This is a genomic window from Natrinema saccharevitans (assembly GCF_001953745.1).
Lineage (GTDB): Archaea > Halobacteriota > Halobacteria > Halobacteriales > Natrialbaceae > Natrinema > Natrinema saccharevitans.
The window spans coordinates 2,826,079-2,838,613 of record NZ_LWLN01000001.1 but is presented as its reverse complement, the minus strand read 5'-3'; the positions used below and the strand labels follow the sequence as shown (position 1 = coordinate 2,838,613).

At 68.8% G+C, this 12,535-nt stretch carries 13 protein-coding genes and 1 pseudogene; 9 read left to right on the top strand and 5 right to left on the bottom strand.

Annotated features, from left to right (window positions below; all coding sequences use genetic code 11):
• Positions 1-37: 37 nt before the first annotated feature.
• On the bottom strand, positions 38-160 hold the full coding sequence (locus tag A6E15_RS21720; RefSeq protein WP_277612935.1) for a hypothetical protein: 123 nt from the start codon (positions 158-160) through the stop codon (positions 38-40).
• A 480-nt stretch (positions 161-640) separates the two neighbouring features.
• On the opposite strand from A6E15_RS21720, the gene icd reads away from it, so the two are divergent.
• The 3 genes from icd to A6E15_RS21070 all read left to right on the top strand — a co-directional run bounded on the left by icd (position 641) and on the right by A6E15_RS21070 (position 2,760).
• Positions 641-1,918, top strand: coding sequence for an isocitrate dehydrogenase (NADP(+)) (gene icd, locus A6E15_RS14470; RefSeq protein WP_076147207.1), 1,278 nt, complete (start codon positions 641-643; stop codon positions 1,916-1,918).
• 126 nt (positions 1,919-2,044) lie between these two features.
• A complete protein-coding gene (locus tag A6E15_RS14465; RefSeq protein WP_076147205.1) occupies positions 2,045-2,488 on the top strand; it encodes a GNAT family N-acetyltransferase in 444 nt (147 codons plus the stop codon).
• A 113-nt stretch (positions 2,489-2,601) separates the two neighbouring features.
• On the top strand, positions 2,602-2,760 hold the full coding sequence (locus A6E15_RS21070) for a hypothetical protein (protein WP_175607272.1): 159 nt from the start codon (positions 2,602-2,604) through the stop codon (positions 2,758-2,760).
• Positions 2,761-2,851: 91 nt separating this feature from the next.
• On the opposite strand, the gene A6E15_RS14460 is transcribed toward A6E15_RS21070, so the two are convergent.
• Positions 2,852-3,244 carry a cupin domain-containing protein gene (locus A6E15_RS14460; protein WP_076147203.1) on the bottom strand — a complete coding sequence of 131 codons (393 nt, stop codon included), beginning with the start codon at positions 3,242-3,244 and terminating at the stop codon, positions 2,852-2,854.
• Between the two features lie 134 nt (positions 3,245-3,378).
• Here A6E15_RS14460 and A6E15_RS21795 point away from each other — a divergent pair.
• Both A6E15_RS21795 and A6E15_RS14450 read left to right on the top strand, forming a co-directional pair.
• Positions 3,379-3,707, top strand: a pseudogene (locus A6E15_RS21795) (DMT family transporter); the annotation flags it as partial.
• A gap of 80 nt (positions 3,708-3,787) precedes the next feature.
• Complete coding sequence (locus A6E15_RS14450; RefSeq protein ID WP_076147202.1) at positions 3,788-4,312, top strand: DUF5817 domain-containing protein; 525 nt, start codon at positions 3,788-3,790, stop codon at positions 4,310-4,312.
• Positions 4,313-4,333: 21 nt separating this feature from the next.
• Here A6E15_RS14450 and hmgA read toward each other — a convergent pair whose 3' ends face one another.
• On the bottom strand, positions 4,334-5,560 hold the full coding sequence (gene hmgA, locus A6E15_RS14445) for a hydroxymethylglutaryl-CoA reductase (NADPH) (RefSeq protein WP_076147200.1): 1,227 nt from the start codon (positions 5,558-5,560) through the stop codon (positions 4,334-4,336).
• Positions 5,561-5,611: 51 nt separating this feature from the next.
• Positions 5,612-6,004: a hypothetical protein gene (locus A6E15_RS14440; RefSeq protein WP_076147198.1), complete on the bottom strand. Its 393-nt coding sequence runs from the start codon at positions 6,002-6,004 to the stop codon at positions 5,612-5,614.
• 157 nt (positions 6,005-6,161) lie between these two features.
• Between A6E15_RS14440 and A6E15_RS14435 the strand changes: the two genes are divergently transcribed.
• Positions 6,162-7,145 (top strand): LLM class flavin-dependent oxidoreductase, encoded by a 984-nt coding sequence (locus A6E15_RS14435; protein WP_076147196.1) that lies wholly within the window; start codon positions 6,162-6,164, stop codon positions 7,143-7,145.
• 123 nt (positions 7,146-7,268) lie between these two features.
• On the opposite strand, the gene gfo6 is transcribed toward A6E15_RS14435, so the two are convergent.
• A complete protein-coding gene (gfo6, locus tag A6E15_RS14430) occupies positions 7,269-8,339 on the bottom strand; it encodes a D-xylose 1-dehydrogenase Gfo6 (RefSeq protein WP_076147194.1) in 1,071 nt (356 codons plus the stop codon).
• Positions 8,340-8,543: 204 nt separating this feature from the next.
• Here gfo6 and nadA point away from each other — a divergent pair, with 204 nt between their 5' ends.
• The 3 genes from nadA (at position 8,544) to A6E15_RS14415 (ending at position 12,523) form a co-directional block, all read left to right on the top strand.
• Positions 8,544-9,677 (top strand): quinolinate synthase NadA, encoded by a 1,134-nt coding sequence (gene nadA / locus A6E15_RS14425; protein ID WP_076147192.1) that lies wholly within the window; start codon positions 8,544-8,546, stop codon positions 9,675-9,677.
• 1 nt (position 9,678) lies between these two features.
• A complete protein-coding gene (locus tag A6E15_RS14420; protein ID WP_076147190.1) occupies positions 9,679-11,244 on the top strand; it encodes an L-aspartate oxidase in 1,566 nt (521 codons plus the stop codon).
• Positions 11,245-11,365: 121 nt separating this feature from the next.
• Complete coding sequence (locus A6E15_RS14415) at positions 11,366-12,523, top strand: MFS transporter (protein WP_076148377.1); 1,158 nt, start codon at positions 11,366-11,368, stop codon at positions 12,521-12,523.
• Positions 12,524-12,535: the final 12 nt, after the last annotated feature.

Here is a 12,535-nt window from a genome sequence, read left to right as displayed (position 1 = left end):
GTCTCTCCACCGACCGCGGTGTCGGCCGGACCCGGGGTCAGCGATCCGCTCGCTCGGCGACCCACTGGCAGTCGGGACAGGTCGCGAGGCCCTGAACGTTCGCCAGCGGCAACTCACACCGCGGACACTGCCGGCGCGCGTGCTGTGGTACTCGGAGCATGGTTCCCCAGAGGGATACGTCGATAATAAAACCACTTCACGACGATCGTCGAAATAGGACTAACCGAAGACGGTATCCGTTGCCGGGGCCGACCCCCTCGGATCGCGAGTCGATCCGGATCCGACCGACGTGAGGGACGCCACGGCCGCTCGAGTCGGGGCTCTCGGCCGCGGGCTCACGGCCGCGACGATCAGCGGCGGGCGGACCCCCGGGCTCGCGACGGCGGCCCCGCGACCGCGCGTTTCGGTACGGGGTGGAAACGACGGCCGTACCGCGTCCGAAACGACGATCGACGAGCCTCTCCGTATCGTTCGACGAAACGATAATAACGATCGAACGTGTGGATTTCGCGTCTGACGGATTCAGTCCCCTGTTTTCTGCAGAATCGGGGCCGTGACCGGGGCGATACGAAAAGACTGTCCGACGCGCCGGACGGAAATGGTAGACCTTTTAGCCCCGTCGAAGAACCGTCTAGACGAGATGAGCTACGACAAGATCGAAGTCCCCGAAGACGGGGAGCAGATCACGCTGAAAGAGGGTTCCGAGGACGAGATCGAGGTGCCCGACAACCCGATCATCCCGATCATCCACGGCGACGGTATCGGGAAGGACGTCGGTCCCGCCGCACAGAAGGTACTCGAGGCCGCCGCCGAAGCGACCGGTCGCGAGATTAGCTGGATGCGCGTCTACGCGGGTGAGTCCGCACGCGAAGAGTACGGCGAAGACGTCAACCTGCCCGACGAGACCGTCGACGCGATCCGGGAACACCGCGTCGCGATCAAGGGGCCGCTGACGACGCCCGTCGGCGCCGGCTTCCGCTCGCTGAACGTCGCGCTCCGACAGACGCTCGACCTCTACGCCAACGTCCGACCGACCTACTACCTCGACGGCGTCCCGTCGCCGATGAAAGCGCCCGAGGAGATGGACATGGTCACGTTCCGGGAGAACACCGAGGACGTTTACGCCGGCATCGAGTGGGAGGCCGGCACCGACGAGGTCGAGCAGGTTCGGGACTTCGTCGAGCAGGACATGGGCTTCGACTCGACGATCCACGAGGGCCCCGTCGGTATCGGCATCAAGCCGATCACCGAGAAGGGCTCGAAGCGACTGGTCCGCGAGGCTATCGACTACGCCATCGAGAACGACCGCGACAAGGTCACCCTCGTCCACAAGGGCAACATCATGAAGTTCACCGAAGGACAGTTCGGTGACTGGGGTATGGAGGTCGCCGACGAGGAGTACCCCGACGAGGAGGTCTTCGCGGCGCCCGACTCCCTGTGGGAGACCCAGGACGAGGTCGACATCCCCGAGGACGCCGTCATGGTCGAGGAACGCCTCGCCGACGCGATGCTGCAGTGGATGCAGCTTCGCACCGACGAGTTCGACGTCCTCGCGATGCCGAACCTCAACGGCGACTACCTCTCCGACGCCGCCGGCGCGCAGATCGGCGGCCTCGGCATCGCACCCGGCGGCAACTTCGGTAAGGGTCGCATGCTCGCGGAACCCGTCCACGGCTCCGCGCCCAAGCGCGCCGGCCAGGACATGGCCAACCCGACCGCGATGATCCTCTCCGGCCGTCTCATGTTCGACTACCTCGGCTGGGACGACGCCTCCGACCTGATCCGCGACGCCGTCGAGGAGACCATCTCCTCGGGCAAGGTCACCTACGACCTCGAGCGCCAGCTCGAGGACGCGGAGAAGCTCGCCACCAGCGAGTACACCGACGAGATCGTCGCGACGATCGAAGACCTGGCGTAGGCCCCTTCAACACTCGGTTCCCTCGATTTCTTTCTGCCGTCGATCCCGACCAGCGCCGGCCCTCGCGGCCGTCGATCCCGTCGGCGGGCCGCAACGCTCTCCCGGCCGGCTCGCCTACGGCCGGTGATGACCGATCGACCGCTCGAAGTCCGGATCGCCGACGCCGACCGAGAACGCGAGGACGCCTTCGCGGTCAGACGGGAGGTGTTCGTCGCGGAACAGGGCGTCGACGAGGAACTGGAGTACGACGACCACGACGAGACGGCGACCCACTTCGTCGCCTACGACCGCGCGGAGCCGATCGGCGCGGCTCGCCTTCGCGAGTACGAGGACGGCGTCGGCAAGGTCGAACGCGTCGCCGTCCTCGAGTCCCACCGCGATGAGGGCGTGGGTCGCGCGCTGATGGACGCCCTCGAGCGTCGGGCCGCCGACGAGGGGCTCACGACGCTGAAACTGCACTCCCAGACCCGCGCGGCCGACTTCTACCGCGAACTCGGCTACGAGCGCCGCGGGTCGGTGTTCGAGGAGGCGGGCATTCCTCACGTCGAGATGCGCAAGTCGCTGGCGTGACGCCGCGGGACCGCAGCCGTCCGTCCGCCGGGCTCGAGCGAGCGGGCTCGTTGCGTCCTCGTCGGCCGTCCGTCTGACTGAGTTTCAAGGGCACGGCCGTGGCCATCGGAGCTATGCAACGAGACAGCTACGTCCCTGCGACCGGCCCCGAGACGACGCTGGCGAGGCTGCGAACGACCGGCCGAATCGTCCTCCCGCTTGCGGCCGCAGCCGCCGTCACCTGGCTCGGAGTCGTCGTCTTCCTCGAGGTCGTGACGACGCTGCTGATGTAGCGGCGGACTGGCCGGGGACGCTCGAGGCGGTCCGTCGAACCGCTATCGAGTACGACGTGGGGTCACTGGAACGACCGACGGCGGTGGCCCGTCACTCCCCGCGCCAGTTCGGGTTCTCCCGCGGCGGACTGAAGATGTCGACGCCGCGGACCACCTCGTCGCCGCGGTTCTCCGCGGCGTGGGGCTGGCCGCCCGGAATCGCGTAGGAGTCGCCCGGACCGCAGACGATCTCCTTTCGCCCGGCGGGGCCCGCCGACTGGCGATCGCCCGACGCGTCGCGGTCGTCGCCGTCGACGAGGAAGGTCAGTTCCCCCGCGCAGATGTACCCGGTCTGTTCGTGGGGGTGGCTGTGTTCCTCGACGACCGCGCCGGGTTCGATCGCGAAGTGCTGGACGTTCATCGAGTCGGTGCCGGCAAGCAGCGCCAGATGGACGCCGTCGGCGGCCTCGGCCGGTTCGCGGTCGGTCAGAGAGACGCGTTCCATACGCCCGTCGAACGACGATCTCCTACATAATTTCACGGGTTCCGATCGCTTCGAGCGAGCGCCGCTCGAGGCGAGACGAGTGTGCCGACGACGGCTCGCAATCGGAACACATTTCAACCACATATGGTAAAAACATAAATTCGTACGTACTGTTCGCCGGGGCGATCCTGTCGGACCTCGTCGGCACGACGGCGCTGAAACTCTCCGAGGGGTTCTCGCGCCCGCTCCAGAGTCTCGTCGTCTTGCTCGGCTACGGCGTCGCCTTCTCTCTCCTCTCGTTGACCCTCGAGGAACTGCCGATCGGGCTCGTCTACGCGACGTGGGCAGCACTCGGGATCGTGGGCGTCGCGTCGATCGGCGCACCGTCTTCGGCGAGCGCCTCGATTGGGCGACCGTCGTCGGAATGGGACTCGTCCTCGCCGGCGTCTACTGTCTCAACGTCGTCTCGGACGTGGCCGCCCACCGAGGCCGCCGAGCGGGCCGACGGACCACTTTCGCCGCGCGTGGCGAAGCTTCAACTGTCCCGAGCGGCCACTGTGAGCCATGTACGCCGTCGTCGGCTGTAGCGAGTGTTCGAACCTCTGGATCATCGAGGGCCGCTCCGAGACGACACAGTGTCCCCGCTGTGGCACGCGCACGGCCTACGAGAAGCGCAAGAAGTTCGTCGAGACCGACGACGCGGCCCACGCCCGCGACGTGCGCGCGTCGATGCTGGCAAACCGGCAGGGCGAGGGCGAGGCCTTCGCCGAACTCGACTCCTTCGACGCCCTCGAGGACGCGGTCGCCGACGGCGTCGTCGACGACGAGGCGTACCTCGAGGAGTCCGGACTGGACGTCGACGCGGTCGACGCCGCCGGCGAGCGCGACCCGCGCGGACCGACCCGCAGCGGGAGCAAACGCGAGATCGTCGAACGGGCCCTCGAGGCGCTCGAGGAGCCGACCGAGGGCGAGATCGTCGATTACGCTGCTGAACGTGGTGTCGGGCCCGAGTACGTTCGGGACGCCCTCGAGAAGCTGACGCACCGGGGCGTCGTCAGCGAGAGCCGCGGCCGGTATCGGCTGCTGTGAGTCTCCCGTCGCGGTGCCGGCCTACCGACCGAGGTCCTCGTGGGCGCTGGCGAGGTGGTTCGACGCCAGCGCGCCAAGCAGGGAGAGTTCGCCGGCGAGCGCGCCGACGGCGATGATCTCCGCCAGCGCGTCGGCGTTCGAGCCGGGCGGATCGCCCCCGCCGCGAAGCCCGAGGATCTCCAGCGCTTCTGCCTGGGTCGGGAGTTTCGTGCCGCCGCCGACGGTTCCGACCTCGAGCGAGGCCAGCGAGACGCTGGCGTAGAGGTCGGTGGTGCCGTCCTCGCGCTCGCGGGCGTCCATGGTCGTGATCGTGTTGGCGGCCTCGACGACCTGTGCCTCGTCCTGGCCGGTCGCGAGGAAGGCCGCGCCGACGACGTTGGCGGCGTGGGCGTTGAAGCCCAGACTGCCGGCCTTGGCGCTGCCGACGAGGTTCTTGCGGGTGTTGGCCTCGGCGATGGCGTCGGCGGTCGTGTGGAGGCGCTCCTCGACCAGTTCGCCGGGGATCACGGCGTCGGCGGTGACCGAGCGGCCTCGTCCCTCGACGGCGTTGATCGCGGCGGGCTTCTTGTCCGAACAGAGGTTTCCGGAGAGTGCAACGAGGGAGGCAGGGGTTTCGGCTTCGACGAGTTCGCAGGCCTCGCCGGTGGCGATCGTGGCCATGTTCATCCCCATCGCGTCCTTGGTGTCGTAGGCGAAGCGCAGGTAGACGGAGTCGCCGACGACGTAGGGCTCGACGTCGAGCAGTTCGCCGTGGCTCGTGGTGGACTCGGCGGCCGCGGCCAGCGCCTCGAAATTCTGAGAGACCCAGTCGACCGTCTCGGCCGCCTCGGCGACGCCCGCGACCCGAAACACCGGGGCGCGGGTCATCCCGTTTTTCGTCACGCGGGCGTCGGCACCGCCCGCGGACCGGATCACGCCCAGCCCGCGATTGACCGACGCCAGCAGCGCCCCCTCGGTCGTCGCCAGCGGCAGGTAGTGGTCGCCGTCGGCCGCGCCGCCCGACACGGGGACCGGCCCCACGACGCCCATCGGCACCTGTGCCGCGCCGATCATGTTCTCGATGTTCGGCTCCGCTCGCTCGGCGTCGAAGGCGTAGTCGCCGATCGCCTCGAGGTCGGTCCCCGACTCGCGTTCGACCAGCAGCCGCCGGGCCGCGGCCGCGGTGTCGTGGTCGGCGTGGTCTTCGAGTTCGTGAAGCCGGAGGTCCCCCTCCTGAACCCGGTCGGCGAGGGTCTCGGGATCTGTCATGGGTAGGCCGAGACGGGGCCGGCCCCTAACAGTTGCTGATTGGCCGCGGCTTCAGTCGGAGCCGAGATCGAGCGAGAGGTCGCCGCCAGCGGCGCGATACCCCGCGACCCCCTCGTAACAGACCAGCGCCAACAGCGCGCCGGTCCCGATCGTGGCGATGACGAGTTCCCGGAGCCCCTCGGCCTCGGCGGCGAACGAGACCGCGAACACGGCCGTCGCGAGCGCGGCGAACCGGAGCCTGCTTCGGGGGCTGATCGCCGTATCGGTGACCGCGAGATACAGCTGCGGGACGGCGACGGCGACGCCGGCGAACAGCAGTACCGCGATCACCGGCCCGTCACGAAGCGAGGTGCCGAACTGCCCCTCGAGGACGACCGAGACGGCGACCGCGAGGACGAACACCAGCAGCGAGCCGAAGAGAACGCGGCCTTCGCGATCGATCATACCGGGCGGTCAACGCGGAGCCGGGTCAACGTTGCGCTCGGTTGCAGTTTCGGCGACTGACGGCGTCGCAGTCGCGGGCGAGTCGGGTCCCGCACCGCCGACCCGCGGGACCGCTCGAGGGGGTCGATTTTTGTCGCTGGAGGGAAAGGACGGGAGCATGGACGTCGGACTCATGGTGACGGACTTCGGTGACACCGATCTCGCGGACGTGGCCGTCCGCGCGGAGGACAGCGGGTACGACGCCGTCTGGCTCGGCGAACTCTGGGGGACAAGCAGCGTCGTGCAGGCGACCGAGATCGCCTGTCGGACCGACGAGATCGACGTCGGGACCGCGATCGTGAACGTCTACTCGCGGACGCCGGCCGTCCTCGCGATGACCGCCGCCTCGCTCCAGGACGTCTCGGACGGTCGGTTCACGCTCGGCCTCGGAACGAGTACCGCGGCCGCCGTCGAGGGACTCCACGGCATGGCGTTCGACCGACCGGTGCGACGCGCCCACGAGACGATCGAACTGGTCCGCGAACTGACCGCGGGCACCGGCGATCCGGTCGACTACGAGGGCGAACTGCTCGAGTCGTCGGCGTTCCCGTCGATCGAGGTCTCGGTCCCGATCTACCACGCCGGGCTCGGCCCGGCCAACCGCCGGGTCGTCGGCCGACTCGCCGACGGCTGGATCCCGCACAACGTCCCGTTCTCGCGGCTCGAAACGGCCTTCGAGGAGGTCGCGGCGGCCGCGCGGGAGCGCGATCGCGATCCCGACGCGATCGAGATCGCGCCGTACGTGCCGTCGGCGGTCAGCGACGACCCCGACGAGGCTCGCGAGACGCTGCGCCGACACGTCGCCTACTACGTCGGCAGCGGTGAGGGGTACCGCCGGGCGGTCGCGACCGCGTTCCCCGACGAGGCTGACCGGGTCGCCGAGGCCTGGCGGGCGGGCGAGAAGAGCGCGGCGTCGGCCGCAGTGACCGACGCGATGCTTTCGGAGCTGGGGGTGGCCGGCACCCCCGAGACGGCTCGCGAGCGACTCCGGGACCTGGTCGCCGAGACCGGGATCGACCACCCGATCGTCGTCGTCCCCGAGCCCGCTTCCGACGACGTCGCCGAGGCGACGATTCGGGAACTCGCGCCCGACCGGCTGTAGACGGCTCGAGGGCGGGACGGACCTCCCGCGACTCGAGCGGTCGCGCGATCCGGCGGTCGACGCTGACCAGCGACCGCGAGGACCGCTATCTCGGACCGGCGACGGACGTCCGTCGTCGGTCCGCTACTCGAGCCCCACTCGACACCCGGTCTCGGCCGATTCGTAGGCGGCCTCGATGACGCGCAGGTCCGCCAGCCCGTCCGCGCCGTCGGGTTCGGGAGCGGTACCGGTCAGCACGCAGTAGCCGAAGTAGTCGAACTCCTCGCGGACCTCGTCGACCGAGGGGCCGGTGTACTCCATGCAGACGTCCCCGCTCTCGACGACCATCTCCTGTGGGACGACGCCGCCGAACGGCGACTCGATGTTGACCGTCCCGTCGGTGCCGATCAGCTCGAGCCGGCTGGTGGCGTGGGCGTCGAAACTGGCGGTACACGAGGCCGTCGCGTCCGTGTCGAACTCGAGCTGAACGGCGACGTGTTCGTCGACGGCCGCGAAGGGGTCGCCGCTCGAGTGCGTGGTCGCGTACACGCCCGTCGGCTCGCGATCGAGCAGGAACCGGATCGTGTTGAGCGGATAGACCCCGAGATCGACCAGCGCGCCGCCGCCGGCGAGGTCGGGATCGAGCCGCCACGTCTCGGGCCCCGCGGTCTCGAGCAGCGGGTTGGAGAAGCAGCCGTGGAGCTGGACGACGTCGCCGATGGCGCGCTCGCGGACGAGATCCCGCGTGCGCCGAACCGTCGGCTCGGTCTGGAGCCGGTAGGCCGTCATCAGGGTCACGCCGGTGTCGGCACAGGTGTCGACGACCTCGCGGGCGCGGTCGACGGTCGTCTCGAGGGGCTTCTCGCAGATGACGTGCTTGCCGCGGTCGGCCGCTGCGATCGCGTACCGTCCGTGGGTCGCGTTCGGGGTCGCGACGTAGACGGCGTCGTAGGCGGCCGCGTCCTCGCCCGCGAGGAAGGCGTCGTAGTCGACGACGGCCTCGACGTCGTAGGTCTCGGCGACGTCGCTGGCGTCGTCGGGGGAACTCGTCACCAGCGTCGTCGTCTCGCAGTACGTTCCCTCGGCGATCGCCGGCAGCGCGCGCCGGCGTGCGAAGCCGCCGACCCCGACGACGGCGAGTCGAACCGCGCCCGTCGCCGCCTCGCGCTCCCAGTCCCGTCGCGTGAAGTCCGCGAAGGCGTCCTCGAGTGCCATACCGTCGCTACGACGGCGAGCGAAAAGGCTCCAGTGTCCGGATCGCGGACTGTCTCGAACTCGCACCGATCGGTACCGCTGAACAACCGACGGCTCGTTTTCGATCGTTCCACCAGCCGATGGTATTCCCTCGGAACGCCATATCGAAGGAAAAAGTTATTCAATAATGCCCTCTGAGTTGTCGTTACTCACAGGTGACCCAGGATGGCTAACATGGAAACGGCGGAGCTGGAAACTGACCTGAGTTTGTTCAAATACGACAATCTGGAGCAGTTGCCGCCCCAGTATCGGGAGTTGTCGGAGTCGGAACGAACGGACCGGATCGAGGCGGCGCTTTCCGAGTTGGGCGACGACGTCGTGATTCTGGGGCACAACTACCAGCGACGCGAGATCGTCGAACACGCCGACTTCATCGGGGACTCCTACCAACTCTCGAAAGAAGCGGCGAACGCGGACGCCGAGTACGTGATCTTCGGCGGCGTGACGTTCATGGCCGAGAGCGCGGACATCATCACGGACGACGACCAGTCCGTGATCCTTCCGAGCATGGAGGCCTCCTGTCCGATGGCGGGAATGGCCGAGGCCCTGCAGGTCGACAGCGCGTGGGCCGAGATCACGGCGGCCGCGCCCGACGAGGAGATCATCCCGATCACCTACATGAACTCCTACGCGGACCTGAAGGCCTTCTGTGCGAGCCAGGGCGGGCTCGTCTGCACCTCCTCGAACGCCCACGAGGCCTTCGAGTACGCCTTCGACAGGGGCGACAAGGTCCTGTTCCTGCCAGACAAACACCTCGGGGAGAACACGGCCCACCGGCTGGGCATGGAAGACGAGATCGCCGAGTGGGACCCCTGGGATCCAGCGGGGAAAGACGCCGACGAGGTCGCGGAGAGCGACATCGTCCTCTGGGACGGCTACTGTCAGGTCCACGAGCGGTTCACCGCCGACCACATCGCCGAGATCCGCGCGGATCACCCCGACGCGAAGGTCGTCGTCCATCCCGAGTGTCGCCGCGAGGTCGTCGAGGCCGCCGATCGAGTCGGCTCGACGAGTACGATCTGCGAGACCGTCGAAAACGCCGACCCCGGCGAGACGTGGGCCATCGGCACCGAGATCCACCTCACGAACCACCTCCAGCGCTGGCACCCCGAGGTGAACGTCCTCCCGCTCTGTGGCGACGCCTGCATGGACTGCAACGCCATGCGCCAGATCGATCCGAACTACCTCACCTGGGTCCTCGAGGAGCTCGCTCGAGGCCGGGAACACAACGTGATCGAGGTCGCCCCCGAGGAGAAGGAACTCGCGGAAGTGGCGCTCGACCGCATGCTCGAGATCTGAGATGACCGAAACGGACACCAGCACGGCGACGACCGACGGCGAGGTCACGGACGTCCTCGTCGTCGGCAGCGGCATCGCGGGCTGTGCGGCCGCCCTGTCGGCCGCCCGGGAGGGCGCGGACGTACTGCTCCTGACGAAAGCGACCGAACCCGACGACGCCAGCACCGACTGGGCGCAAGGGGGAATTTCCACGACCCGTGGCGATCCCGACTCGCTCAAGGACGATATCATCGACGCCAGCGACGGCACCGCCGATCCCGACGCCGTCGACACGCTCGTCGAGAACGCGGCCGACGCCGTCGAGGACGTCCTCGTCGACACTCTCGAGGTCGACTTCGACGAGGGCGAGGACGGCGGCTTCGACTACACGCGCGAGGCGGCCCACTCCGAGTACCGCATCCTCCACGTCGACGCCGCCACCGGCACGCATATCCTGCGGCCGTTCCTCAACTATATCGACGATCACGAGCGCATCGAGGTCCGCCAGGACACGGCGGCGCTCGAGTTGATCACCGCCGAGGGCCGAATTCACGGCGTGGTAAGCGACGCGGAACCCGAGGGACACCCGATCTACGCCGGCGCGACGGTGCTGGCGACGGGCGGGATCGGCGCGCTCTACGGCCGATCGACGAATCCCGAGGGCGCGACCGGCGACGGGATCGCCATGGCCGCCCTCGCGGGGGCCGACGTCGAGGACATGGAGTACGTCCAGTTCCACCCGACGGCGTACGACGGCGACGACCCCTTCCTGCTCTCGGAAGCCCTGCGCGGCGAGGGCGCAGTGCTTCGCAACGGCGGTGTCTCCGAGTCTTTCGACTCGGAGGCTCGGAAGACGGAGTCTTCCGGTGGCGAGCGGTTCATGGAGGACTACCACCCGCAGGGCGATCTCGCACCCAGAGACGTCGTCGCTCGCGCCGTCGAAACGGAACGCGAGGAAACCGGCGCGGTCGTCCTCGACGTGAGCCCCCTCGAGTTCGAGGCGGAGTATCCCGCCATCGCCGAGAAGTGCCGGAATCGGGGCATCGAGGGCGACGAGATCCCCGTCGCGCCCTGCGAACACTTCCTGTGTGGCGGGATCGCCGTCGACGACCGCGGCCGCACGTCGCTCGACCGGCTCTACGCCGCCGGGGAGTGTGCCCGTACCGGCGTTCACGGCGCGAACCGGCTGGCCAGTACGAGCCTGCTCGAGGGGCTCGTCTGGGGATTGCGTGCGGGTGAAGATGCGACCGGATTCGATCCGGAGCCCGTCGAGGCGCCCGAACTCCGGAACCGCGATCCCGACCTGCCCGACCGGTTCGCCGCCGAGAAGTTCACTCGACTCACGCGGACGATGGACGAGTACCTCGGCCTCGAGCGCGACCCCGCGGAGATCGCCCGCGCGAGCGCCGTCCTCCGGCGGCTCAAGGGCGAGGTCGACGCCTACGTCCGCACCCGGACGACACGCAGCCTCTACGAACTGCGCAACGCAAGCGTCGTCGCGCTGTTGATCGCGCGCGCGGCGAGCGAGAACACAGAGTCGGTCGGCTGTCACTACGTCGTCGACGAGGAGCGACCGCCTCGAGCCTGACCGGACGAGGGGTCGCACGGGTCGACCACCGGCGGCCGTCGTCGACGAGTCGGACGGCCACTGCTACCAGTGCCCGTTCCGCTTTCGGAACCCTTGAAATCACCTGTGGAGAATGTCGAGCGTGGCCCGCGCTCGACTCTTCGCCTCCCTCTGTGGACTCGTCTTCTTCGTCAACCTCGCCAGAATCGTCTTCGCACCGCTGCTCGACGTGTTCATCGGTGAGTTCGCGATCGGCGAGGCGACGGCCGGCCTCATCGTGACGCTCGCGTGGGTCGGGAGCGCCTCGCCCCGACTGCCCACCGGGTGGCTGCTCACGAAGGTCCCGCGACACCACGTCGTGATCGCCGCCGGGACGATCCTCGCGGTCTCGTCCGGACTCGCCGCGACCGCGACGACGGTCCGTCACCTCATGATCGGCGCGTTCCTCATGGGGATCGCCTCCGGGGTGTACTTCGTCTCGGCGAACCCGCTGTTGAGCGAGCTGTACCCCACGCGGATCGGCCGCGTCATGGGTATCCACGGGGCCGCCAGCCAGCTCGCCGCGGTGGTCGCCGCCCCGTTCGTCGCGCTCGCCGTTCTCGTCGACTGGCGGCTCTCGCTGTGGGCGATCGCCGTTGGCGCGGCGGTCGTCACGGTCTACGCGTGGTACGCCGCGAGCGGGACCGAGATGCCGGCGGCGGGACGGGACGACCGCGACTTCGTCGCCGGCGCGCTCTCGGAGTGGCGGATCATCGTGACGGCGCTTGCCATCGTCGGCGCTGCGTCGTTCGTCTGGCAGGGCGTGTTCAACTTCTACGAACTCTACATGCAGTCGAAGGGGCTCTCCGACCGCGCCGCGGGGACGATGCTCACGGTCGTCTTCGCCGCCGGGGTGCCCGCGTTCTTCTTCGGCGGCGACCTGGCCGACCGGCTCCCGAAGGTCCCGTTCCTGCTCGGGATCGTCGGTGCCTTCGCCGCCTGCCTGCTCGCGCTCACCGCCGTCGACGGACTGGTCGTGCTGGTCGCGCTCTCGGCGGTCATCGGGTTCGTCATCCACACGCTGTTCCCGGCCACGGACACGTATCTCCTCGACACGCTCCCCGACTCCGCGCGCGGTAGCGCCTACGCCGTGTTCAGTTCCGCGTGGATGCTCACGCAGGCACTCGGCTCGTCCGCGCTGGGGCTGTTCATCGAGCGGGGGTACACCTACGACGCCGTCTTCGCCGCCGCGGCGCTCGTTCTCGCCGCCACGATCGCGGCCCTCGTCGCCCTCGAGCGGACGGGCCGGCTCCCCGAGTAGTCAGTGGATCGC

Bases quoted from the DNA above. Each gene is read 5' to 3' on its own strand.
- hmgA (WP_076147200.1), bottom strand. From the start codon at position 5,560: ATGACAGATCCCGAGACCCTCGCCGACCGGGTTCAGGAGGGGGACCTC.
- A6E15_RS14420 (WP_076147190.1), top strand. From the start codon at position 9,679: ATGACCGAAACGGACACCAGCACGGCGACGACCGACGGCGAGGTCACG.
- A6E15_RS14465 (WP_076147205.1), top strand. From the start codon at position 2,045: ATGACCGATCGACCGCTCGAAGTCCGGATCGCCGACGCCGACCGAGAA.
- A6E15_RS21070 (WP_175607272.1), top strand. From the start codon at position 2,602: ATGCAACGAGACAGCTACGTCCCTGCGACCGGCCCCGAGACGACGCTG.
- A6E15_RS14440 (WP_076147198.1), bottom strand. From the start codon at position 6,004: ATGATCGATCGCGAAGGCCGCGTTCTCTTCGGCTCGCTGCTGGTGTTC.
- gfo6 (WP_076147194.1), bottom strand. From the start codon at position 8,339: ATGGCACTCGAGGACGCCTTCGCGGACTTCACGCGACGGGACTGGGAG.
- A6E15_RS21720 (WP_277612935.1), bottom strand. From the start codon at position 160: ATGCTCCGAGTACCACAGCACGCGCGCCGGCAGTGTCCGCGGTGTGAG.
- icd (WP_076147207.1), top strand. From the start codon at position 641: ATGAGCTACGACAAGATCGAAGTCCCCGAAGACGGGGAGCAGATCACG.
- A6E15_RS14435 (WP_076147196.1), top strand. From the start codon at position 6,162: ATGGACGTCGGACTCATGGTGACGGACTTCGGTGACACCGATCTCGCG.
- nadA (WP_076147192.1), top strand. From the start codon at position 8,544: ATGGCTAACATGGAAACGGCGGAGCTGGAAACTGACCTGAGTTTGTTC.
- A6E15_RS14450 (WP_076147202.1), top strand. From the start codon at position 3,788: ATGTACGCCGTCGTCGGCTGTAGCGAGTGTTCGAACCTCTGGATCATC.
- A6E15_RS14460 (WP_076147203.1), bottom strand. From the start codon at position 3,244: ATGGAACGCGTCTCTCTGACCGACCGCGAACCGGCCGAGGCCGCCGAC.